This is a genomic window from Pseudomonas sp. WJP1 (assembly GCF_028471945.1).
In the GTDB taxonomy this organism is placed as follows: domain Bacteria; phylum Pseudomonadota; class Gammaproteobacteria; order Pseudomonadales; family Pseudomonadaceae; genus Aquipseudomonas.
Genome location: NZ_CP110128.1, coordinates 2,771,597 through 2,795,175 on the forward strand (window position 1 = coordinate 2,771,597; position 23,579 = coordinate 2,795,175).

Consider the following 23,579-nt stretch of genomic DNA (forward strand, 5'->3'; position numbering starts at 1 on the left):
CGCTGACTTTCAAATGCGTGCCTACAGGTTGTGGGGTGTTACAACCTGCCCGGTAAACCACTGCATAACCTGCGCACAAGAAGGATGCGCAGCCGCCGAAGGCTGTAGGCACAGCGAATAAATTCCGCGAGTCTTCAACGGCTCGCCAAACGGGATGACCAGCACGCCGCGCTCAATCGACTCGCCCGCCAGGGTGATGTCGGTCATGGCTACGCCCAAACCCCGTGCGGCGGCATCGAGGGCCAGTTCGTCGAGATTGAAGGGAATGTGGCGAAACTCATCCAGTGACCTGCCACCGTTGGCGGCCAGCCAATAGCGCCAGTCGTTCTTGTCGCTCGAGCGGTGCAGGAGCGCAAAGCCTGCAAGATCCTCCAATGACGCCAGCGACAGCCCGGGCGCACACACCGGCACTAGCGCTTCCTCGAACAAAGTCAGGCAATCCGCTGCGCCGGACGGTTCGGGCAGGTAGAGGATGTAGGCGTCGCTGTCGTTGTCCGGCTCCACCACCTCCGTGGCGACGGTCTCGATCGCCAGGGATACCTGCGGGTGATGCCGGTAGAAGTCACTCAGCCTGGGCAGCAGCCAGCGCACGGCCAGCGACACGTGCATGCGGATGCGGAACGGGCGCTTTTGCGGAGCGATCCGGTCCTCGAGGGCCTTGAGGTGTTCAAGGATGTGCCGCGCACTGGCGAGCACCTGTTCGCCTTCTGTTGTCAGATGCAGGCTGCGGCTGGTCCTGAGGAATAGCGCGGCGCCGTAGTGACTCTCCAGTTGCTGGATTTTGCGGCTCACGGCGCTCTGGGTCAGGCACAGGGTTTGCGCCGCCTGGGTGAAGCTGCCCGAATCAGCCACCTCGACCAAGGCCTGCAGGCCCTGGAGCGAGGGAACGTGGCGAATGTTATCCATGCGTTTTCAGAATACCTGGATGATTTAATAACGTTGGTTGTCGTTGCGCTGTCCCTTTAGATTCTAGTCATGGCGGTCACCATCTCCAAGCACTCATGCGAATGCTGCATGCGTGGTTGTGAAAGGGACTGCACCACGACAGTCAACGAGGTGACGCATGGAAAACGTATGTGGCTGGATTGCGCAAGCCGGGGACAGCCCGTTGCGCGATTCGCTCAAGGGCACGCAGCAGGCCGACTGGCTGGTGATCGGCGCCGGCATTACGGGGCTGTGTGCCGCTCACTCATTGGCTGAATTGCATCCCAAGGCACGCATTGTGGTGGTTGATCGCCAGCGAGCCGCGCAAGGGGCATCGGCGCGCAATTCGGGGTTTGTGGTCGCCCACGAAAATCCCACCCATGCCGAGTTGCAAGGCCGCCCGGGTTTCGCCGGCTTCCAGGTCGACACCTCGATTGCCCGTGCCGCCAGCGACGAGGTGCGCCAGCGCATAACCCGGCACGGCATCGACTGCGATTTCCGCGAGTCGGGCTATTTCTTCGCGGTCAGCGATCCGCGCAAGTTGACCGAGGTCGAGGCCAAGGTGCAGACATTGCGCGCGGTGGGCGCCTCTGCGCAGTTTCTGCAAGGTGAGGCGTTGAGTCGAAAGTTGGGAACCCGGCACTACCAGGCGGCGATCTGGTGCGGCAATGGCAATGCGTTGCTGCAACCGGCTAAATACGTCAAAGGGCTGCTCGATGCACTGCCGCCGCAGGTGACACTGTTCGAAAACACCGAGATCAGCGGCCTGCAGCGCCTAGCCAATGGGCGCATCCGCGCCGGCGGTGTGCATGGCTGCATAGAGGCCAGCAACGTGCTGGTGTGCCTCAATGCCTTCATTCCCCGTTCCGGGATCAGTGACAGCGGCACCTTCGCCATGGAACTCAGCGCCAGCCTCACCCGGCCCCTGAGCGACGAAGAATTCCAGGCTATTGGCGCCGTCGAGCCCTGGGGCGTGTTGTCGACCCGACCCCTGGGGGCCACCGTGCGCCTGACCCCGGATCGCCGGGTGATGATTCGCAACACCGCCGAATACCGCGCCCACGACTTGTCGCCCGGCGAACTGGCGACCCGGCGCCAACACCATGTACTGGGCCTGCAGCGGCGTTTCCCGCTGTTGGGCGCCCAGGACATTCAATACACCTGGACCGGCCACCTCAGCGCTTCGCGCTCCGGGCAACCGTATTTTGCCAAGGTCGAGGAGGGCGTGTTCGCCGTGGCCGGGTGCAACGGCTCCGGCGTAGCGCGCGGCACGCTGTGGGGGCGGCTGCTGGCGGAGCTGGCATCGGGAATCGAATCAAAGGTTTTGCAATCGGTCATCGAGCGCGCCCAGCCCGGCTGGCTGCCGCCCAAGCCCTTGCTGGATATCGGTGCCATGCTGCGTATGCGCGTAGAGACGGCCCGGGCCAGAAGCGAAATCTAGAACACCGCCTTTCACTCACGACAAAAACACTTCAACACGAAGGTGATCGAACATGCGCGTCAATACCGTTTCCCTGGTGGCCCTGCTCTCTACGTTTTGCGCCGCCGCCCACGCCGATGAAACCGTGAACATCTCCAACTGGAATGGCTACATAGCCGACGACACCCTGGCCACGTTCACCCGGGAAACCGGGATCAAGGCCACCTACGACATCCATGACAGCAACGAAGTGCTGGAATCGAAGTTGATGACGGGCAATACCGGGTACGACGTGGTCAGCCCGTCGAACCATTTCCTATCGCGCCTGATCAAGGCCGGGGCGATCCAGAAGCTCGACAGGAGCCAGTTGCCGGGCTGGAGCAACCTTGATCCGGTGCTGATGAAAAAGCTCGAGGTCAACGACCCCGGCAACCAGTACGGTTATCCCTACATGTGGGGCACCGCGGGCATCGGCTATAACGTCGAGAAGATCAAGGCGATCTTCGGCAACACCGACGTCACCCGTTCCTGGAGCCTGTTTTTCGATGAGGCCAATATCAAGAAGCTCAGCGAATGTGGCGTGGCGATCATCGACAACCCGACGCAAGTGCTGCCGATCACCCTCAACTACCTGGGCTTGCCACCCCACAGCCATGAGCCGGCCGATTACAAGAAAGCCGAACAGGCGCTGCTGAAGATTCGGCCTTACGTGCAGTATTTCCACGCCTCCAAGTACATCAGCGACCTGGCCAACGGCAACGTCTGCGCGGTGATCGGCTTCAACGGCGACATCGTGCAGGCGGCCGCCAGCGCCAGGGAAGCGAAAAACGGCATCGACATCGCCTATTCGATCCCGCAGGAGGGCTCCACGTTGTGGTTCGACATGGTGGTCATGCCCAAGAGCGCACCGCACCAGAAGAACGGCTACACCTACATGAACTACCTGCTGCAACCCCAGGTGATTGCCAACATCAGCAACAGCATCCACTACGCCAATCCCAACAGCGCAGCGGATGCCGATGTGGTGCCGGCGGTGAAGCAGGACCTGGCGATCTACCCGCCCAAAGCGGTGATGGACAAGCTGTTCACGGTAGAGGATTTGCCAGCGTCCATCGCCCGCTTGACCACGCGCCTGTGGACCAAGTTGAAAACCAATACGTAGGAGCGGTTCCCGCAGGATCAGGCCAGCATCGACACCAAGCCACCCTGGCGATCCAGTTTGGCCAGGTCGTCGAAGCCGCCGATGTGCGTGTCGCCGATGAAAATCTGCGGCACGCTGCGCCGGCCGCTGCGGCTGAGCATCTCCTCAAGCTTGCCGGGCGAGTGCTGAACGTTGATCTCCCGGGGCGTTACGCCTTTGCCGGCCAGCAGCGCCTTGGCGCTGCGGCAGTAAGGGCAGGTGTCGGTGGTGTACATGGTTACTGTCTTCATTAAATCGATCCTCTGCAGCAGGCTGGGTCAGGCGTCGATCGCCGGAAAGTCGATCTCGGTCAGGGCGGCGTTGTTCAGGTAGTTGGTCAGCGTTTGCGCAGCGACATGGGCGATCACTTCGATGATTTTCGCGTCATCGATTCCAGCGGCGCGGGCCGCGGCAATTTGCTCGCTGCCCAAGTGGCCACGACTTTCGGTGATTTGCCGGGCGAGCAAGGCATACGCATCGAGTTGGCCCTGGCGTGCGCTGAGGATCTCCTCGCTGGAAAGCCCCGCCTTCCCGGCAAACAACGTGTGCGCCGCCAGGCAGTAGTCGCAGCCGTTGACCTGGGAGGTGGCGAGGAAAATCGCTTCCTTCTGGGTGGCGCTCAAGGATGTCTTGCCCAAGGCCGCCGAGTTCTGCAGGTAGGCGGCCAGTACCGCGGGGGCGTGGGCCAGGACCCGGAACACGTTGGGCAGGAAGCCGATTTTCTTCTGTACGCCGTCGAGCAATGGGCGGGCGGTCTCGGCGGCGTGTTCGAGGCTGACTGGGTTGATGCGTGGCATGGTGATTCTCCGTGGTTGATGCGCGACAAGCGCTGGGTACGGAGTGAATGCTATTGATTCGGGCTGGTTTATTGGATGCAAATCGTCGACGATATGCGACAGATCGTCCAGAACTGCTGCCGGAGGCCCTTCATGGATCGCCTGTCTACCTTGCTTGCGCATTTCGGCGTCAACGCCGGGACCTTTCACAGCGGCACGTTTTGCGGCACGACAGCGTTCGATGGCAGCCAGGCCTGCGGTCATTTGCATCTGCTCCAGGCGGGCGAGTTGTCCCTCAGGCTCGCGGACGACCGTGAGCTGCACATCACCGAACCGACGCTGATCTTTTTCCCCCGGCCATATCGCCACCGCCTGCTTGCCCCGCAGGACAGCGATACGCAACTGGTGTGCGCGACCCTGGACTTCGACGGCGGCGCGGGCAACGCCCTCGCCACGGCGCTGCCGGATTACCTGGTGCTGAAACTGGATGAAATCCCGGCCCTGGCCAACACGTTGCAATGGTTGTTCAACGAAGCCTTCGACGGTACCTGCGGTCGCGAGGCGGTGATGGACCGGCTGTTCGAGCTGGTGGTGATCCTGTTGTTGCGGCACATTCTGAGCAGTCGCAATCAATCGCCGGGCATGCTGGCCGGCCTGGCCGATCCTCGCCTGGCGCGCCCCTTGAACCTCATGCACGAGGCGCCCGGCAAGGCCTGGAGCGTGGCCGAACTGTCGGTGGCGGCCAACATGTCCCGGGCCAGTTTCGCCGAGCACTTCAAGCGGGTAGTCGGACAGGCCCCGGTGGATTATCTGGTGAGCTGGCGTATCAGCCTGGCGCAAAAACGCCTGCGTGAAGGCAAGCCCATAGCCTTGATCGCCGAAGAGGTCGGTTATGAAAGCCCTTCGGCACTGGCCCGGGCTTTTCGCCGCAAGACCGGGGTCAGTCCGCGGCAATGGCGAGGATAAATGCACACGAACTGAGCATGTTAGCCGGCGGACTGGCGGGCCACGGGAGCTGTGCTAGCGTCTTGGGGTGAATCTCTCATTTGCGAGCCTCTGCCATGGACGAGACAATCGTTAACGTCACCACCCAGAAGTTCAACGCCCTGATTGCCGTGGTACAGGCCTATGGCGCTGCGTTCGCGGTCAAGCTGTTGACCGCCATTGCCTTCTGGATCGTCGGACGCTGGCTGATCGGATTTGCCGTCGGCATGGTGCAGAAGGCGTTGAGCAAGCAAAAGGTCGACCCGACGGTGCTGCGCTATGTGGGTTCGGCGATCACCGTGACGCTGAACATCATCCTGGTGATCGGCATCCTCGGTTACCTCGGAATGCAGACCACCACGTTCGCGGCGCTGCTGGCCGCGGTCGGCCTGGCAATCGGCATGGCCTGGTCCGGGCTGCTGGCCAACCTGGCGGCCGGTGCCTTCATCATTGTCTTGCGTCCATTCAAGGTCGGCGACTTCATCAGTGCGGGCGGGGTGGTCGGTACCGTCACCGAAATCGGCCTGTTCGCGACGGCGATCAACACCCCGGACAACGTGCTGACCTTGGTTGGCAACAACAAGATCTTCAGCGACAACATCCAGAACTTCACCCACAATCCGTTTCGCCGCGTCGAACTCAAGGCGCAACTGTCTGGCGCGGCCGACTGGAAAGCCGCGGCGGCCTTGCTCAAGGAGCGCATCGCGGCCATTCCCAATGTGCTGGCCGAGCCTGCCGTGGATGTGGAGATTCTCGAGTTCAACCTGGTCGGCCCGGTGCTGGCGGTGCGGCCTTATTGCCACAACGAGCATTACTGGCAGGTGTATTTCGATACCAACCGCACCATCAAGGACGCCCTCGGCGAAGCGGGCTTCCCGGCTCCGATGCCAGCGCAGACAGTGATCTTCCAGCAAGGCGCCGCGTTACCAGAGGCGTTGACAAAACAGTGAAGGAGCCGGGCTCATGGCGGTCTTTTGAGACAGGCCGCCAAGAGCCTGCCGTCGTGTCTTAAAGGCCATGGGGAGTCAACCAATAACATGCAGGATGCGCGCCCAAACCCGACGCTGGATCTGACGTATTGTGTCGAACGTCCGATATTCACGGACTTCCTGCAGCACGCTGAACATACCCCCGATGCCGTGGCCGTGGTTTCCCAAGACGCCACGTGCAGCTACGGTGAACTTGACGCGATCAGCCAGCGCCTTGCCAGCTTTCTGCTGGAGCATGGCGCGAGGGCATCCGACCGGGTGGTGATCGTCTCCAGTCGCTGTGCCGGCCTGGTCTACGCCATGCTCGGCGCCTCGCGCGCCGGCTTGACGTTCACCGTGGCTGACATGGCCTATCCCCGTGCGCGCATCGAACAGATCATCGAAGCGCTCGAGCCGAGCTTTGTCCTGGTATGCGGCGAAGCCGACTTCGAGCCCGATTCGCAGCGTGCGTCCGCCGTACGCGTGGTCAAGGTACCGGAGATGCCCGGCGACGCGCTGCAGGCGTTCGCCGTCGAGCCAAGGGCCTTGCCCGAGGTCAACCCCGCACACCCGGCCTATATCACCTTTACCTCGGGCAGTACCGGCGAGCCGAAGGGGATTGTCACCCATCACGCGCCTCTGGTTCACTTCATCGAATGGCATAGCCAACGTCACTCGTTGACCCGGGACAGTTGTTTTTCCCTGCTGTCGGGGCTGGGCCACGACCCGGTCTACAGGGACGTGTTCACGCCGCTCTCCATCGGCGCGAAAGTCATCATCCCGGCCCAGTCGACCGTGATCGATCCTGCCGCCCTGGCGAGGTGGATACAGCAGCACGGGATCTCGATCATTCACCTCACGCCGCCCTTGGGCAAACTCATTGAAACCGGGGCGAAGATCAGTGGATTGCAGTTCGATGAGCTGCGTTATCTGTTCTGGGGTGGGGACGCCTTGAGCAGCACCCTTTACCAGCAAATCCGCGCCATCGCCCCCAACGCCATCAGCGTCAACTTTTACGGCACCACCGAAACGCCGCAGGCGATGGCTTACCATCAAGTCGATCCCGCCCTCGACAATGCCAAGATCCCGCTGGGCAAGGGGATCGAGGGCGCGCAACTGTTGCTGGTCAATGAGGCCAATCAGCTGGTCGGCGAAGGGGAGGTCGGGGAAATCCTGATCCGCAGTCCGTTTCTGTCCCTGGGTTACTACGGTGACACGGCAATGACCCGGGAAAAGTTCGTGGTCAATCCCTTCACTGGTGCCGAGGGTGATATCTGCTACCGGACCGGCGACCTGGGCACTTATCTTGCCGACGGCAGTGTCATGTTCCTCGGGCGTGGCGATAGCCAGGTGAAGATTCGCGGCCATCGCATCGAGCTGGCTGAAATCGAAGCCTCGATCTCAAGGCATCCGCGGATCAAACAGTGCGTGGTGCTGGCCAACAACGACCGATCGAACGTGAAACTGGTGGCTTGTTGCGTGTCGGCCAAGCCTGTTTCAGCGGTGGAACTGCGGGAGCAGGTGGGGCAGCAGTTGCCCGACTACATGGTGCCGGCGTTGTTTGTTTTCGTGGAGGCGATTCCTCTGACGCCGAACGGCAAAATCGACAAGCGGGCGTTGCAGGCGCTTGTCGACAAGCAGGCGGCACCGGTTACTGCCAGCCTGGACCTGTCGCCGCTGGCGCTCAAGTTGACGCAGGCCTGGGCCGAAATCCTGGAAGTGCCGCGCATCGATCCAGCGTTGACGTTCGTGGAGCTGGGCGGGGATTCACTCTCGTTCGTCCAGGCTTCGATGGTGCTGGAAGAGCTGATCGGTCATCTGCCCGATCAATGGGAAATGATCCCGGTACTCGAGTTGTGTGAACTGGCCAGCGACACCAAGGCTTCGAGGTTTTCGATCAGGGCAATGGAAGTGCCGGTGTTTATACGCGTGGTTTCCATCGTGTTGATTGTGATGGGGCATTTTCAGGTGACTGCACATTGGCCGATGTTCGGCGAAACAATGGCCCTGTTCCTGGTTTCCGGGTTCAGCCTGGCAAGGTTTCAATTAAAGGCCATCAATGAGTCCGGTAGCGTGCGCACGCTGGTCAAGTCCGTAGCCACTATCGCGGTACCCACGGTCCTGTACACGGTGTTGGTGCAGGTGGTGTTCGACACGGTGCATTGGCAATCATTGTTGCTGATTTCCAATTGGTATTCGCCCAACCAGATCGGCAACTTCGTCTACTGGTACATAGAAGTGCTGGTGCAGATGCTGTTGATCATCGGGTTCGTACTGTCGTTCGAGCGCGTCAGGAACATCATCAGCGCAGACCCGTTTCGTTGTTTTGTCATTGCGGCATGCGTGTTGGCGCTGGTTGATGTGCTGATCAGTCACTATGTGTTCGATGCGAGCGCGCTGTTCAATCGGGTGCCACAGCATTACCTGGCGATCATGGTGCTCGGCATGGCCATTCACAGTGCCAGCTCTACTACCCAGAAGTGGATCGTCACGCTCGTTGCCCTCCTGGTGGTGGGTTGGCAGGACATGCAGGCGATGCTGGGATTCGGACCGCTCGCCGCCGACATCTGGAACCACATCGATGTCGCCGTGCCTGCCACTCTGCTGGTGATTTGGGTCCGGTCGATTCCCGTCCCCGGCCTGCTGGCGCGGGGCATGGCATTGATTGCCTCCTCGACGCTGTATATCTACCTGACGCACTTCCAGTTCCATTCGGTGGCCCGGCGCATCGGTGATCATCCGCTGCTCGGGGTGGTTTTCGCCGTGGTCGGTGGCGTCGTGGTGGCCTATGCCTGGAACAAGGTCGTGCGCTGGGTATTGGTGCGCGGGAACTTTGATGCCAAGAAGCGTCGCGCGGATAAAATCGAGCGGGTGGCGTGACGGTTCCGTAAACTGGTGGGGCAACAGGCGTCGCACGCATGACGGCCTCGGCTGACATGCGGGCGACGCCGCCTTACCACCTCAAGCAAGAGACCCCCATGGCAAACCAAGACCTGACCTTCGTTCCCGATCCCGATGCGGACTCCATCTCCTCCGACGTCGCCGGTTTCGGCGGCATGCTGGTCTCCACCCAGATCCCGACCCGTGCCGATGGCAGCCTTGAACTGGGCGATATCACCCTGCAAAGCGAGTGCACCCTGCAGGCGCTGAAAGTGGCGCTGGAACGCGCCGGCAGCTCCATGGACCGCGTATTGCACTTGACCATCTACCTCACCGACATGGCTGACCGTGCCGCTTTCAACGAGGTCTATAAGCGTTTCTTCGCCAAGCCGTGGCCCGTGCGCGCGGCTGTGGGTGTGGCGTCGCTGGCGGTCGAGGGTATGCGTGTGGAAGTTACTGCGATGGCTGCCAAGGCCTGATAGCAATATCTTTTGCGTTTGCCTTTGTAGGAGCCAGGCTTGCCGGCGAAGAACGATAACGCGGTTTAATTGGGTACATATCCATTGCTGCGGTAACGGCCACCTATGGTTTCGCCCTTACGGCGACTCACTTTTCCAAACGCCGAAAAGTAAGCAAAAGGCTTTGCCCCACCACTCGGTGCCTCGCCTAGGCTCGGCATGCCCTCACTCCGGCATTGCTCCGTGGGTCGCCGCGATGGGCCATCCCTGGCCCAGCGCGGCTAAACCGGCGTCCTGCCGGTTTACCCACTGCGCAATGCCTGCGTTCGGCCATCGTGGTTAACGGGGCACCCAGATCAAAAACAAAAGCGAGGCGGCCTGACAGCCGACCTGATTTTTGCATTTACCCCCAATCCCTTGTAGGAGCCAGGCTTGCCGGCGAACCAGGCGCTGCGGTGTGACTGTTCCACCGAGTTATCGTTCTTCGCCGGCAAGCCTGGCTCCTACAGGGGGGCGGGTACACCCGCAAAAATCAGGTCGGCTGTCAGGCCGCCTCGCTTTGGCGTTTGATCTTGATCTGGCTTTTGATTTTCTTGCCCCATCGAGAGGCTTCGTTCCGGTTCTGCGCAGTGGGTAAACCGGCATGGATGCCGGTTTAGCCGCGCTGGGCCAAGGATGGCCCATCGCGGCGACCCACGGAGCAGGACCGGAGCGAGGGCATGCCGAGCCTTAGCGAGGCACCGAACGCCAGGGGCAAGAGCCCTTGGTTACTTGGGGCTTTTCCAAGTGACTCGCTGTAATTGGATGGACTCGCCCGCGCCGAGGCGTCAATGCGCCACGGGGGCAGTCTAAGAAGCCACCGACAGCGAGGGCGAATCCATGAAAAAGCATACGACGGTTAAACAGTCTTTGTCTTCCAGCGATCTGTCGGCCTGCACGACAGTGGCGGTCGATTTGGCCAAGCAGGTCTTTCAGGTGGCAGGCGAAGACGCTCTTGGCCAAGTGCTTTACGAAGAACGCATCAAGTCGCGTGAAGCCTTTCATGCCTTTCTGCGCCAACTGCCGCCAAGGATAGTAGTGCTCGTGGAAACAGGTCCAGGCGCTCAAGCATGGGCGCGCCAACTACAGGCTCAGGGCAATCTGGCGCGGATTCTTCCGGCACAGCTTGTGGCCCAGCACCGCAGCGGCGCCAAAAATGATCGAAATGATGCACTGGCCATATTGCGTGCCGGGCGCGACAGCAAAATTGCCGCGGTCCCCATCAAAAGCGCCACCGCACTGGCCATGCAGGCCTTGCACCGGGCCCGCCAGGGTTATGTCCGTCGGCGCACAGCCATGAGTAACCAGATGCGCGGTTTGCTGATGGAGCATGGCGTTGTCCTGGCACAGGGTGATGCGGCGATCAACCAGACCCTGCCTCGGGTGCTGGAAGATGCCACTCAACCGTTGCCGGAGATGTTGCGTGAACTGATCGACGAGCTGCTGGGTGAGTGGCGCCAACTGGGCGAACGGGTCAACGTCCTGACCGGTCGCCTGGAGAAGGCCGCGAACGAGGACAAAACGGCCCGACGGCTGATGACCGTGCGCGGGATCGGCCCGATCATCGCCACTGCGCTTTTGGCCAAGCAGACCGACCCTGAGCGCTTCGCCAATGCACGCCAGTTCGCCGCCTACTTCGGCATGGTGCCTGAGCAGAAAAGCAGTGGGCAGAAAATTCGCCTGGGCCGGATAAGCAAACGCGGCGACAGCTATGTGCGCAGCCTGATGGTTCAAGGTGCTCACGCGGTATTGAGGCATTTGCGCGCGGATTCGGAGCTGCCCGACGATCGTCGCTTGCAACGGTGGCAGGCCCGGCTGGGGCGCAAGGAAGCGGCGATACGCTTGGCGAACCGCAACCTGCGAATCGTTTGGGTGCTGCTACAAAATGAGCAGACTTACCGCAGCCAACCGGCCCATGGCCGGCCAGCTGCGCCAAGTCACTGAACAAAAGCGTTCTGCCACCGGGGCGCCACGGCGCTTCAGCCCCTGCTAGAAAACATTGACCCCAGGTCAGACCGTCGCGGATCGATGCCTGCGCTCTTACCGGCCTTCGAGGCCTGCATGTAATCGGCATACCGCGAGCTCAACCAATGTCGGCCAGAAGCCGCAGACAGGGCTTCCTCGAACAGGCCTTATACATAGATGCAACCGGGTAGCAGTGTTTGAAAAACAGGTGGCCAGTGGGGGCGAGTCCATACATAAGAGCGAAACCATAGGTGGCCGTTACCGCAGGAATGGATATGTACACCTGAAAGAGATTGTTCGGCTGTCAGGCCGCCTTCGCTGGCAAGCCAGCTCCCACAGTAGATCGGATACATCCGAGAGCCACCTGGCAGTACACGGATGCCCCCCGCTCATTTCACCGCTACAATGCGCGCCTCGACCGTGACAGCCTGACTAAAAAATATTATGTCCCTGCCCAAACATCACCTGGAATTGCTCAGCCCCGCCCGTGACGTGGCTATCGCCCGCGAGGCCATCCTGCATGGCGCCGATGCCGTGTACCTCGGTGGCCCGAGTTTCGGCGCCCGCCACAACGCCTGCAACGAGGTGAGCGATATCGCCGCGCTGGTGGAGTTCGCCCATCGCTACCATGCCCGGGTGTTCACCACGATCAATACGATCCTGCACGACAATGAACTGGAGCCGGCTCGCCAGCTGATCCATCAACTGTACGATGCCGGTGTCGACGCGCTGATCGTCCAGGACCTGGGTGTGATGGAGCTGGACATCCCGCCGATCGAGCTGCACGCCAGCACCCAGACCGACATCCGCACCCTGGAGCGGGCGAAGTTCCTCGACCAGGCCGGTTTTTCGCAACTGGTACTGGCCCGCGAGCTGAACCTGCAGGAAATTCGCGCCATTGCCGACGAAACCGAGGCGGCGATCGAGTTCTTCATCCACGGCGCGTTGTGCGTGGCGTTCTCCGGCCAGTGCAATATTTCCCATGCGCAGACCGGCCGCAGCGCCAACCGCGGCGACTGCTCCCAGGCCTGCCGCCTGCCGTACACCCTCAAGGACGAGAAGGGCGGGGTGATCGCCTACGAGAAGCACCTGCTGTCCATGAAGGACAACAACCAGAGCGCCAACATCCGCGCCCTGGTGGAAGCCGGCGTGCGCTCGTTCAAGATCGAGGGGCGCTACAAGGACATGGGCTACGTGAAGAACATCACCGCCTACTACCGCCAGCGCCTGGACGCTGTGCTCGAAGACCGCCCGGACCTGGCCCGCGCCTCCAGCGGCCGTACCGCGCATTTCTTCCTGCCCGATCCGGACAAGACCTTCCACCGTGGCAGCACCGACTACTTCGTCAGCGAACGCAAGATCGACATCGGCGCCTTCGACTCGCCGACCTTCACCGGCCTGCCGGTGGGCGTGGTGGAAAAAGTCGGCAAGCGCGATCTGCTGGTGGTCACCCACGAGCCACTGTCCAACGGTGACGGCCTCAACGTACTGGTCAAGCGTGAAGTAGTGGGCTGGCGGACCAACATCGCCGAACCCAAAGGCGAGTTCGAAGAAGACGGCGAGAAACGCTATCGCTACCGCGTCGAGCCGAACGAGATGCCCAAGGGCCTGCACCAGTTGCGCCCGAATCACCCGTTGAGCCGCAACCTGGATCACAACTGGGCCCAGGCACTGCAAAAGACCTCCGCCGAGCGCCGGATCGGTCTGTCCTGGGTCGCGCGCCTTCGTGAGGAGCGTCTGGAACTGACCGCCACCAGCGAAGAGGGCATCAGCGCCAGCGTCGCCCTGGACGGTCCGTTTGGCGTGGCCAACAAGCCGCAGCAGGCCCTGGAGCAACTGCATGACCTGCTGGGTCAGTTGGGCACCACCGAATACCACGCCACCGACATCAAGCTAGATGCACCCCAGGCGTTCTTCATTCCCAACTCGCAGCTCAAGGCCTTGCGCCGCGAAGTGATCGAAGCGTTGACCGTCGCCCGTATCCAGGCCCATCCGCGGGGTGGCCGCAAGGCCGAGACCAGTCCGCCGCCGGTGTACCCGGAGTCGCACCTGTCGTTCCTGGCCAACGTCTACAACCAGAAGGCCCGCGACTTCTATCACCGTCACGGGGTCAAGCTGATCGATGCGGCCTACGAGGCCCATGAAGAGACCGGCGAAGTCCCGGTGATGATCACCAAGCACTGCCTGCGGTTCTCTTTCAACCTGTGCCCCAAGCAGGCCAAGGGCGTGACGGGCGTGCGCACCAAGGTCGCGCCGATGCAGTTGATCCACGGCGACGAAGTGCTGACGTTGAAATTCGACTGCAAGCCGTGCGAGATGCACGTGATCGGCAAGATGAAGGGGCATATCCTCGATTTGCCGCAACCGGGCAGCGTGCAGCAGGTCGTCGGGCACATCAGCCCCGAAGACCTGCTCAAGACCATCCATCGCGCGCCCCATTGAGTGACCTTCGAGCGCGCAGCCGAGGCTGCGCGCTCGTCAACTCACCCAACGATTCAGCTCACCTCAGGTCGAAGCGGTCAAGGTTCATCACCTTGGTCCAGGCCGCCACAAAGTCCTTCACGAACTTCTCCTCACTGTTACTGGCATAGAACTCCGACAGCGCGCGCAATTGCGAGTTGGAGCCGAAGACCAGGTCGACGCGCGTGCCCGTCCACTTTTTCTGGCCGGTCTTGCGGTCGACCGCTTCAAACTCTTCCTGGGCCTCCGACAGCGGTTTCCACTCCACGCCCATGTCCAGCAGGTTGGTGAAGAAATCCTTGGTCAACGCCTCGGGCCGTGTGGTGAAGACGCCGTGGGCAGTCTGTCCGACGTTGGTCTTGAGCACGCGCATGCCGCCGATCAGCGCGGTCATTTCCGGCGCGGTGAGGGTCAGCAACTGTGCCTTGTCGATCAGCAGCGACTCTGCCGACACGCGGTACCGGCCCTTGAGGTAATTGCGGAAGCCGTCGGCGATCGGTTCGAGAAAACCGAAGGACTCGACATCGGTCTGTTCCTGGGAAGCGTCCGTGCGCCCTGGCGTGAAGGGCACCGTGATGGTGTGCCCGGCATTTTTTGCCGCCTGCTCAACACCTGCAGAACCTGCGAGGACGATCAGGTCAGCCAGGGAGATCTTCTTGCCACTGGCGTTGAACTCTTGCTGGATGCCTTCCAATTTCGTCAATACGCCCGCCAGTTGGTCGGGCTGGTTGGCCTGCCAGAACTTCTGTGGGGCCAGGCGCAAGCGCCCGCCGTTGGCACCGCCGCGTTTGTCCGAACCCCGGAAGCTTGCGGCCGCGGCCCAGGCCGTGGTGACCAGTTGCGAGACCGACAGGCCCGAGGCCAGCACCTGGCTTTTCAGGGCCGCGACGTCGCTGTCGTTGACCAGCGGATGATCGACGTCAGGGATCGGGTCTTGCCACAGCAGTTCTTCATTGGGCATTTCCGGGCCGAGATAGCGCGAAAGCGGGCCCATGTCGCGGTGCAGCAGCTTGTACCAGGCACGGGCGAACGCGTCGGCCAGTTGGTCGGGGTTCTGCAGGAAGCGCCGTGCAATCGGCTCGTAGATCGGGTCGAAGCGCAGCGCCAGGTCGGTGGTCAGCATGGTCGGGTTGCGACGTTTGGACGGGTCGTGCGCGTCCGGAATGATCCCGGCGCCAGCACCGTTCTTCGGCGTCCACTGGTGGGCGCCCGCCGGGCTCTTGGTGAGTTCCCATTCGAAGCCGAACACGTTCTCCAGGAAGTTGTTGCTCCACTTCGTCGGCGTGGTGGTCCAGGTCACTTCCAGGCCACTGGTGATGGTGTCGGGGCCTTTGCCGGTGCCGAACTTGTTCTTCCAGCCCAGGCCCTGTTCCTCGAGGCCAGCGGCTTCGGGCTCGGCACCGACATTGTCGGCGGGGCCGGCGCCGTGGGTCTTGCCGAAGGCGTGGCCGCCGGCAATCAACGCCACGGTTTCCTCGTCATTCATGGCCATGCGGCCGAAGGTCTCGCGGATGTCCTTGCCGGCGGCGACCGGGTCGGGGTTGCCTTCCGGGCCTTCCGGGTTCACATAGATCAGGCCCATTTGCACGGCCGCCAGGGGGTTCTCCAGATTGCGTCCCTGCTCGGTACGGCTCTCTTCATTTTCCCCGGGTTCCGCGACGAGCGGGCCTTCGCCGGGTTCTTGCACGGCTTTTTGCGCTTTGTCGTAGCGCACGTCGCCACCCAGCCATTTGTTTTCCGAGCCCCAGTAGACATCTTCATCGGGTTCCCAGACGTCAGGCCGGCCGCCGGAAAAACCGAAGGTCTTGAAGCCCATGGTTTCGAGCGCGACGTTACCGGTCAGCACGATCAGGTCGGCCCAGGAAATGCTGTTGCCGTATTTTTGCTTGATCGGCCACAGCAGGCGGCGAGCCTTGTCCAGGCTGACGTTGTCGGGCCAGCTGTTGAGCGGCGCAAAGCGCTGCTGGCCAGAACCGGCGCCGCCCCGGCCATCGCCGGTACGGTAGGTGCCCGCGGCGTGCCAGGACATACGGACGAACAGCGGTCCGTAGTGTCCGAAGTCCGCAGGCCACCAGTCTTGCGAATCGGTCATCAGGGCGGTCAGGTCACGCTTGAGCGCGGCAAAGTCCAGGGTCTTGAACGCCTTGGCATAGTTGAAGCCCTCGTCCGCGGGGGTAGACAAGGACGAGTGCTGGTGCAGGATCTTCAGATTCAGCTGGTTCGGCCACCAATCGCGGTTCGTGGTGCCACCACCCGCTGCGTGATTGAACGGGCATTTCGTTTCAGTTCCCATCTGTGAGCTACCTTTGGTCGTGTTCATTCAGCCAGCGTCCCGGTCAAGGTGCGATGGCGGTGAGTGAAATCAATGACTCAGGCTGTTGGCCCAGCAAGTCGATCAACTGATCATCGTGGCCAAATGGGCATCACCGGCACTGGCAAGCGAATTGCCAACGGGATGACCCACGGTATGCCTAGTCGGTTACTGACTCCTGCTTTATCTTCTTATCAGGTCTAGGCCGGCCAGACCGCACCGGCGTTAGATAAGGCTAGACCGCCCTTGGGCAGACGGCTAATAGCTGGAGTATTTGTAGCCGATAGGCGGAATCTTTCAAGGCGCCTTTGCCGCTATCGAGTTCGCCAGCGATGACTGGCGAACCTCTATCGGTGGGATTAATACTGTGCGCGCAGCGCCAGCGTCAGGGTGCGTGGATCGCCATAGAAGTTGGTGCCCCAGGAAGCGTCCACGCGATCGTAGTATTTGCGATCGAACAGGTTGTTGGCGGTCAGCGTCGTCGACAGGTTGTCGTTGATCTTGTAGCCCACCTGCGCCGTGGCGATGCCATAGCCGCTCTGTTCGAATTTGACGTCACGCTGGTAGTACGTGTCGCTGACCACGCGCACGCCGCCGCCGACGCTGAAGTCCTTGAGCGGGCCGTCGCTGAACTCGTACTTGGTCCACAGGTTGAAGTTGTGTTTGGGGGTGATGGTGCTGAAGGTCTTGCCTTCATTGCCATCATCGGAGTTCAGGTATTTGGTTGAAGTGAAGGCGTAGCCGGTGACGATGCTCCAGTTGTCGCTCAGGTTACCGCTCAGTTCGGTTTCCCAGCCCTGGCTGCGCGCCTTGCCCTGAGCCTCGTAGGCTGCCGTGGCGTTGTTGTATTCGGCGCGATTTTCATCATAGATGCGGAACACCGCGACACTGGCGTTCAAGCGCCCGTCGAAGAACTCGCGCTTGAGGCCGATTTCGTACTGCTGGCCTTCGCGCGGGCCGATCGGCGTATTGTCCGAACCCAGTTCGCTTTGCGGCTTGAACACCTCGGTGTAGCTGGCGTAGGCCGACAGTTCCGGGCTCAGTTTGCCGATGATTGCGCCATAGGGCACGACCTTGCGGTTGATGCTGGTGTGGGCGCTGCCGAAGTTGTTGAAGAAGGCGTTGGCGTTCTTCGCGTCGCTCTCGTACCAGGTCACCCGGCTGCCGCCGATCACGTCGAGCCAGTCGGTGACGTTGAACTTGGCGCGGGTGTAGAGGCCGTATTGATCGGACTTGGACCAGTTGCCGTTGTTTTTCACGTAGTCCTGTTTCGGGATGTCGATGCTGCCCGGGTCGAACACGTTGATCGGGAAGTAGTCGCCGCCACCGTAGGTGAAGTCCTTGTCCAGGTGCTGGTATTCGGCGCCCAGGGTGAATTCGTGGGTGCGGCCCAGGGCGTCGAAGGGCGTGGTGACGAAGCTGTCGGCACCGATGGACTTGATGTGGGTGTAGTAGTTGTACGCTACGGCCCAGCTGTCGCCGGTGTCAGGATCGACCGCGCCATCGGCCCAGGTGAAGTTGCGCTTGGGGGTCTCGGCATCGCGGTAGGTCAGGGTGGTCTTGAACTGGCCGCCGTTGTCCAGGGCGTGATCGACTTCGGCGAAGGTTTCCCAGACTTTTTCGTTCAGTTCGTTCCACTTGGCGTCGACGAAGGTCGAGCGCGGTACGTCGAGCAATTTGCCGGTGGCGTACGCCGGCAAGCCGAACGCCGGGGTGGAGTGGTTCTGCTGGTAAGCACCGCCGACCGACAGGGTGGTGGACGGGTCGAGGTCCAGTTCCAGGCGGCCGTACACCATCGGGCGTTCGTTCTGGGCGTAGTCGACGAAGGATTGGTTGTTTTCGTAGGCCGTGATGAAGCGCCCGCGCACGCTGCCCTGGTCGTTCAACGGGCCGGTAACGTCCACCGAGGAACGGTAGTGGTCGTAGGAACCTGCGGCCAGTTCGCCACCCAGGGCGAACCGGCCCAGGGCCCGCTTGCGCACCACGTTGATGGTACCGCCGGGCTCGCCCGCCCCTTGATACAGGCCCGAAGGGCCACGCAGCACTTCGACGCGGTCATACATCGCGAGGTCGAACGCGGTGGCCATGTCGCCCTGGCCGGTGGGTTGCGAGACGCCGTCGACTTGCACCTGGTCGACCAGGAAGCCGCGCATGTATACATCGTTGAGGCTGGAGCCCGAGTTGTAGGTCTTGATCGTGACCCCGGTGACCTGGCGCATGGCGTCCTGCAGGCTGTTCATGTTCTGGTCGTCCATGCGCTGGCGCGTGACCACCGACACCGACTGCGGGATGTCCTTGAGCTTGATGTTGCCCTTGCCGATGCTGACTTCGCTGGTGGTGTAGGAGTGCGTGTCTTCGGTGGTCACGCCCAGGCGCTGGCCAGTGATCGAGGTCGCGCCGAGTTGCAGTGCGTCGCCGTGGCTGTCGCGCTCCAGGGTGTAGCTGGCGTCGGCGCGCTGGACCAATTGCAGGCCGCTGCCGCTCAGCAGGCGGGTGAGCGCCTCGAGCGCCGAATAGGTGCCGGACAATCCGGGGCTTTGCAGGCCATCGGTCAGGCCGGGGTCGAACGAGAGCGCTATCTGGCTGTCGGCGGCGAAGCGCGACAGCGTTTGCCCCAGCGGGCCTGGCGGAATCTGATAACCACGGGCATCGGCGATGGCTGGCGGTTGCGACCCTGCCGCCCAGACGGGGGCGCAGGCGCCCGCGAGCATCAGGCTGAAGACGGCGCTGCAGGCGGTACGGCGCAGGGGAGGGGTCAAGCGTAAAGAGCGTTCAACGGGCATCGAGGGGGTGATCCTGTCGGCAAGGGAGAGGGGGTGTCTTCCCTTGCCAGCCCAGCGCGAAAAAAGTATCACCTCTTTGCAATTATTTTTTGAGTGGGTCAAACGGCTGCAATCGTCACCCAGTATCCGCCCAGGTGCGTCGTCACTTGCACCGGGTAGGTCGAGGCCAGCATGCTCAGCGCGCGCCGGGTGTCGTCCAGGGGGAAAGCGCCGGAGATGCGCAGCCGGCTGACGGCCGGATCGCAGCGCACCAGGCCATGGCGATAGCGCGCCAGCTCTCTGGCGAAGTCACCCAGGTGCATGCCGTCGGCCACCAGCATGCCTTGGGTCCAGGCCGTCAGGGCGCTGTCGGCCTGGGTGATGGCGCCGATCGCAGCGTCGGAAAACGTGGTTTGTTGCCCGGCGAGCAGGATCACCGGCGCCGCCTTGGGCTGCGCATGGCGTTCGATTTGCACGCGGCCGTCGAACACCGCCAGGCGCGAGATACCGTCTTCCTCGCGCACACTGAAACGGGTGCCCAGCGCCTGCAGGCGGCCCTGTGCGGTGGACACCCGCAACGGTCGGGCGGGCTTTTGGATGTCTGGCGCGGTCTGAATCAGGATCTCTCCCTTGCGCAGCCTGATCAGGCGCTGCTGCGGGTCAAAATCCACATCGATCGCGGTGTCGGTGTTGAGGGTCACCTGGCTGCCATCGACCAGCGTCAACTGGCGACGCGCGCCAATCGGCGAGTGGTAGTCGGCGGTCCAACCCTGGCGCTCGTTGAGTTGCCATCCGGCCCAGGAGGCGGGGGCCAGCGCCAGCAGCGCCGCCAGGCGCCCGAGCAATGCGCGGCGTTGCGGGTTGGCTGGGCGGTCGAGCGTTGGTATCGCCAGCTCCGGTGGCAAGCCCCCCAGTTTGCCCAGCAGGCACTCCGCCCGCTGCCAGGCGCATTCGTGCTCGGCACTGCTGGCTCGCCACTGTTGCCATTGCGCGCGTTCATACTCGCTGAGCGCACCTTCGCCCAGGCGCATCAGCCATTCGGCGGCCTCGTCCAGGACGGCGGGGCTGATCATCGCCTGGCCGTTCATTGGTGCATCAACGTCAGGCACTGCACGAACGCCTGTTTCATGTAGCGCTTGACGGTGATGAGCGAGACGCCGAGTTGCGTCGCGATGTCCTCGTACTTCATCGCGCCGATCTGCGACAGCAGGAACGCGCGCTTGACCAGTGGCGGCAGGGCATCGAGCAGTGCATCGACTTCATGCAGGGTCTCGAGGATCAGGAATCGCACTTCCGGCGAGGGGGCAAGTGCCTCGGGCATCTGCGCCAGGGCCGACAGGTAGACCCGTTCCAGCGCCTGGCGTTGATACCAGTTGACCAGGATGCCCTTGGCCACACAGGTCAGGTAGGCCCGTGGCTCGGCAATCTCCGGCAGCGACCTGGCCGCCAGGATACGCGTGAACGTATCGTGCATCAGGTCGGCCGCGTCCACCCGGTTGCCCAGCTTGCGCAACAGCCAGGCGTGCAGCCAGCCCTGATGGCCAACGTACAGGGCTTCGACACTGCGCACGTGAAGTTGGTGAGTGGCGGAAAGAGAGTCGCTCATCGCGTGATTGTTTTTTTGCTAGTGAGAATTATTAGCAATTGTAATGAGCGCCAATGATGACGGCAAGGGGGGCGATCCGGCGGCCGGCCGCCGCACTCAAACGACCGCCGGCATGGCGAACGGCGCCATCCTGTGCCTTACTCGGGAAGCGATCCTGGGGAGGGTAGTGAATGCGACATAGAGGCGCACAGTTCTGGCTTTGGCTCAATAAACGCCTGCCCGTCAAAACCTATGAAGACGTGTTGGGCGACGGCAGGCAAATAGAGGTGCAGGCGCGCATTACGCCACAGGGGATGACCCAGGTATTCATCGGGATCTACACCGCCGAGGGGGCAGCGATTTGTGAAGAGTTTCATGACCGCGGCCTGCGCGAGCCGTTTGCGCTGGCCTTGAAATGGGGCGGACAGCGGGCCAGGGCTATCCTGCTGGAAACCCAGCCTTTCATCGCGCCCCATCGAGCGCAATTGACCTTGAGCACGGTCATCACCGACGAAACGGTACTGGCCTTGCGACGCCTGGAAATGACCGCAGGCGAGCGCTTGAAGATCATGGCCGGCGATGCGTTGGACGAATACCGGGCGGCACAGTCGGCCATGCTCGAACTGATGCGTTCGCCCAAGGTCGACCCCCAGGTGTGGGCCGAACACAGCGAACGGTTGCGACAAGCCATCGATCGGCGGGTCAGCGTGCAGCGCGGTTATCTGTCTTGATCCATGGACCCGAAGGGGCCGGCAAGCCGGCGCCCGCCATTACTTGCGTCTGGGCAGGATCCAGTTCGGTCGTATGAAGTGGCAGGTGTAACCGCTGGGGTAGTGCTCGAGGTAGTCCTGATGCTCAGGCTCCGCTTCCCAGAATGGCCCGGCGGGTTCTATCTCGGTGACCACCTTGCCGGGCCAGAGACCGGAGGCGTCAACGTCGGCCACCGTGTCTTCGGCGATGCGTTTCTGCTCGTCATCCAGGAAATAGAGCGCTGAACGATAGCTGGTGCCCAGATCATTGCCCTGACGGTTTTTGGTGCTCGGGTCATGGATCTGGAAGAAAAATTCCAGGATCTGGCGATAGCTGATCTGCTCCGGGTCGAAGACGATTTCGATCGCTTCGGCGTGGGAACCATGGTTGCGATAGGTGGCATTGGGTACATCGCCGCCGGTGTAGCCCACCCGCGTGGAGATCACGCCAGGGTAGCGTCGCAGCAGATCCTGCATGCCCCAGAAGCAGCCGCCAGCGAGGATGGCGGTTTCGGTGTTCGTCGTCATCGTTGCGCACCTCCCATCAAAGAGCGGCCTCCGTGGCGGAGGCCGTCAGACCCTCAATGCATCTTGCTGTGATCCATATTGCCATGATCCATCGTATTCAGTGCCTTTGCCGGCGCGTCGACCTTGATCGTTTCTTTCTCGCCCTTGGCGTTTTCCACGGTCAGGGTCAGGGGTACGCTGTCGCCTTCCTTGATCTGGCCCGTCAGGTCCATGAGCATGACGTGGTAGCCATGGGGATCGAAGCTCACCGCCTTGCCGGCCGGCAATGCCACGGAATCGACCTGCTGCATGCTCATCACATCGTCTTTCATGCTCGACTGGTGAATCTGCACGGTCTTCGCCACGGGCGACTGCACGCTGAGCAGCTTGCTGTCGGTGTCGGCCTGCAGGGTCATGAAGGCGCCGCTCGAAGGCTGGCCGGCCACCGTCGCCCGGACCCAGGCGTCGCTCACTTGGGTTTGCGCAGAGACCTGCCACGCCATGCCGATCAGGGCCATTCCCAGTACAAGCTGTTTGATACGTGGTGCGCAGAACGAAGTCATCAGCAGACCTCCATGACGGTGAGCAGGTCTTCTGCGCACTCTTGAGCGGTAAGGGACGCGGACAGGCCCAGGCGCAGATTGCCCCGGGAGTCGAACACGAAGCTGGTGGCGGTGTGGGACAGGGTGTAGGTATCGCCGCTTGGGACTTTCTCGAAGAATACGCCGAACTCCTTGGCGGTGGCGGCGGTTTCTTCCAGCGTGCCGTACAGCGCCTCGAAACTCGGATCAAAGGCCTTGACGTATTTGTCGAGCATTTGCGGAGTATCGCGCTCGGGATCCAATGTGATGAAGACCACTTGCAGGCGCTCGCCATCGCGGCCCATCAGTTTCTTCGCCTGGGCGGCGCGGGCCAGTGTGGTCGGGCAGACGGCCGGGCATTGGGTGAAGCCGAAGAAGATCATCGGCATCAGGCCCTGGTAGCTACCGAGCATCCGGGTTTCGCCGTCGGCGTCCTTGAGCTTGAAGGAACGCCCCATGATCTTGTCGCTCAGGTCCTTGCCGTACTTGAACGACAGCTTGCTGCTGTCATCGCAGCCGGCGAGCAGGCCGAGGCTCAACAGGCTCATGCCTTGCAGGACAGTGCGGCGGGAATACAACGTACTCATGGAAAAAAGCTTCCTGTGTGCAACAGAGAAAACACAGTGCCTGACGGATCAGGCGAAAAAAAGCGCAGGGATGTTAACAAACTGTTGCCCATTGGCGCTCAATCGATGGCCAGCCGGTCATGCGCCAAAAGGTCGCGGGGGCTTGAATACATGAGAATACAAATGGCCGGGAAGTGGACACATTGCAGATACAAACTTGCGATTTGATGGGGCTGTCCAAACCCGTGAAGAGAGCATCGACATGATCCGTAGACTGCAGCAGGCTGCCCGTTTCCTTGGCCAGAGCGCGCGTTTGATGGTGGGCGTTCCCGATTACGACAACTATGTGGCACAGAGGGCGATCAACCATCCGGGCGAGCCAGTGATGAGCTACGAGGCGTTTTTCCGTGAGCGTCAGGACGCGCGTTTTGGGCGTGGGAAATGTAATACGCGGTGTTGCTGAG

At 61.9% G+C, this 23,579-nt stretch carries 20 protein-coding genes; 10 read left to right on the plus strand and 10 right to left on the minus strand.

The window, feature by feature from the left end; genetic code table 11:
- Positions 1-21 precede the first annotated feature (21 nt).
- The gene (locus OH720_RS12610) at positions 22-906 is read right to left on the minus strand and encodes a LysR substrate-binding domain-containing protein (protein ID WP_272605875.1); all 885 of its coding nucleotides are present in this window, start codon (positions 904-906) and stop codon (positions 22-24) included.
- Positions 907-1,063: 157 nt separating this feature from the next.
- Between OH720_RS12610 and OH720_RS12615 the strand changes: the two genes are divergently transcribed.
- Positions 1,064-2,365, plus strand: a complete 1,302-nt coding sequence (locus OH720_RS12615) for an NAD(P)/FAD-dependent oxidoreductase (RefSeq protein WP_272605876.1) — start codon at positions 1,064-1,066, stop codon at positions 2,363-2,365.
- Positions 2,366-2,417: 52 nt separating this feature from the next.
- Positions 2,418-3,506: a polyamine ABC transporter substrate-binding protein gene (locus OH720_RS12620; RefSeq protein ID WP_272605877.1), complete on the plus strand. Its 1,089-nt coding sequence runs from the start codon at positions 2,418-2,420 to the stop codon at positions 3,504-3,506.
- Positions 3,507-3,523: 17 nt separating this feature from the next.
- On the opposite strand, the gene grxC is transcribed toward OH720_RS12620, so the two are convergent.
- Entirely contained in the window at positions 3,524-3,775 is a 252-nt protein-coding gene (gene grxC, locus OH720_RS12625; RefSeq protein WP_272605878.1) for a glutaredoxin 3, read from the minus strand.
- Between the two features lie 27 nt (positions 3,776-3,802).
- Complete coding sequence (locus OH720_RS12630) at positions 3,803-4,321, minus strand: carboxymuconolactone decarboxylase family protein (protein WP_272605879.1); 519 nt, start codon at positions 4,319-4,321, stop codon at positions 3,803-3,805.
- Positions 4,322-4,453: 132 nt separating this feature from the next.
- Between OH720_RS12630 and OH720_RS12635 the strand changes: the two genes are divergently transcribed.
- The 6 genes from OH720_RS12635 (at position 4,454) to OH720_RS12660 (ending at position 14,036) form a co-directional block, all read left to right on the plus strand.
- Positions 4,454-5,266 carry an AraC family transcriptional regulator gene (locus OH720_RS12635; RefSeq protein ID WP_272605880.1) on the plus strand — a complete coding sequence of 271 codons (813 nt, stop codon included), beginning with the start codon at positions 4,454-4,456 and terminating at the stop codon, positions 5,264-5,266.
- 95 nt (positions 5,267-5,361) lie between these two features.
- A complete protein-coding gene (locus OH720_RS12640; protein WP_008063659.1) occupies positions 5,362-6,234 on the plus strand; it encodes a mechanosensitive ion channel family protein in 873 nt (290 codons plus the stop codon).
- Between the two features lie 87 nt (positions 6,235-6,321).
- Positions 6,322-9,132, plus strand: coding sequence for an amino acid adenylation domain-containing protein (locus OH720_RS12645; RefSeq protein WP_272605881.1), 2,811 nt, complete (start codon positions 6,322-6,324; stop codon positions 9,130-9,132).
- 98 nt (positions 9,133-9,230) lie between these two features.
- Positions 9,231-9,611: a RidA family protein gene (locus OH720_RS12650; RefSeq protein ID WP_046816407.1), complete on the plus strand. Its 381-nt coding sequence runs from the start codon at positions 9,231-9,233 to the stop codon at positions 9,609-9,611.
- A 903-nt stretch (positions 9,612-10,514) separates the two neighbouring features.
- The gene (locus OH720_RS12655) at positions 10,515-11,573 is read left to right on the plus strand and encodes an IS110 family transposase (RefSeq protein WP_272606438.1); all 1,059 of its coding nucleotides are present in this window, start codon (positions 10,515-10,517) and stop codon (positions 11,571-11,573) included.
- Between the two features lie 465 nt (positions 11,574-12,038).
- Positions 12,039-14,036, plus strand: a complete 1,998-nt coding sequence (locus OH720_RS12660) for a peptidase U32 family protein (protein WP_008063725.1) — start codon at positions 12,039-12,041, stop codon at positions 14,034-14,036.
- 58 nt (positions 14,037-14,094) lie between these two features.
- On the opposite strand, the gene katG is transcribed toward OH720_RS12660, so the two are convergent.
- The 4 genes from katG to OH720_RS12680 form a co-directional block, all read right to left on the minus strand.
- Complete coding sequence (gene katG, locus OH720_RS12665) at positions 14,095-16,347, minus strand: catalase/peroxidase HPI (RefSeq protein ID WP_272605882.1); 2,253 nt, start codon at positions 16,345-16,347, stop codon at positions 14,095-14,097.
- Positions 16,348-16,724: 377 nt separating this feature from the next.
- A complete protein-coding gene (locus OH720_RS12670) occupies positions 16,725-19,148 on the minus strand; it encodes a TonB-dependent siderophore receptor (RefSeq protein ID WP_272605883.1) in 2,424 nt (807 codons plus the stop codon).
- A gap of 98 nt (positions 19,149-19,246) precedes the next feature.
- A complete protein-coding gene (locus OH720_RS12675) occupies positions 19,247-20,215 on the minus strand; it encodes a FecR domain-containing protein (RefSeq protein WP_272606441.1) in 969 nt (322 codons plus the stop codon).
- Positions 20,212-20,733, minus strand: a complete 522-nt coding sequence (locus tag OH720_RS12680; protein WP_272605884.1) for a sigma-70 family RNA polymerase sigma factor — start codon at positions 20,731-20,733, stop codon at positions 20,212-20,214. The genes OH720_RS12675 and OH720_RS12680 overlap by 4 nt, the downstream gene beginning before the upstream one ends.
- 170 nt (positions 20,734-20,903) lie before the next feature.
- Between OH720_RS12680 and OH720_RS12685 the strand changes: the two genes are divergently transcribed.
- The gene (locus tag OH720_RS12685) at positions 20,904-21,443 is read left to right on the plus strand and encodes a hypothetical protein (RefSeq protein WP_272605885.1); all 540 of its coding nucleotides are present in this window, start codon (positions 20,904-20,906) and stop codon (positions 21,441-21,443) included.
- Positions 21,444-21,482: 39 nt separating this feature from the next.
- On the opposite strand, the gene msrA is transcribed toward OH720_RS12685, so the two are convergent.
- From msrA to OH720_RS12700, 3 genes are read right to left on the minus strand one after another with little or no spacing between them, the layout of a single operon-like run.
- Entirely contained in the window at positions 21,483-21,989 is a 507-nt protein-coding gene (msrA, locus tag OH720_RS12690; protein WP_272605886.1) for a peptide-methionine (S)-S-oxide reductase MsrA, read from the minus strand.
- 53 nt (positions 21,990-22,042) lie between these two features.
- Positions 22,043-22,531, minus strand: coding sequence for a copper chaperone PCu(A)C (locus OH720_RS12695; RefSeq protein WP_272605887.1), 489 nt, complete (start codon positions 22,529-22,531; stop codon positions 22,043-22,045).
- Positions 22,531-23,136 carry an SCO family protein gene (locus OH720_RS12700; protein ID WP_008063745.1) on the minus strand — a complete coding sequence of 202 codons (606 nt, stop codon included), beginning with the start codon at positions 23,134-23,136 and terminating at the stop codon, positions 22,531-22,533. Before OH720_RS12700 ends, OH720_RS12695 begins: the two co-directional genes overlap by 1 nt.
- Positions 23,137-23,377: 241 nt before the next feature.
- Between OH720_RS12700 and OH720_RS12705 the strand changes: the two genes are divergently transcribed.
- Positions 23,378-23,578 carry a YbdD/YjiX family protein gene (locus tag OH720_RS12705; RefSeq protein ID WP_272605888.1) on the plus strand — a complete coding sequence of 67 codons (201 nt, stop codon included), beginning with the start codon at positions 23,378-23,380 and terminating at the stop codon, positions 23,576-23,578.
- The last annotated feature ends 1 nt before the right edge of the window (position 23,579 follow it).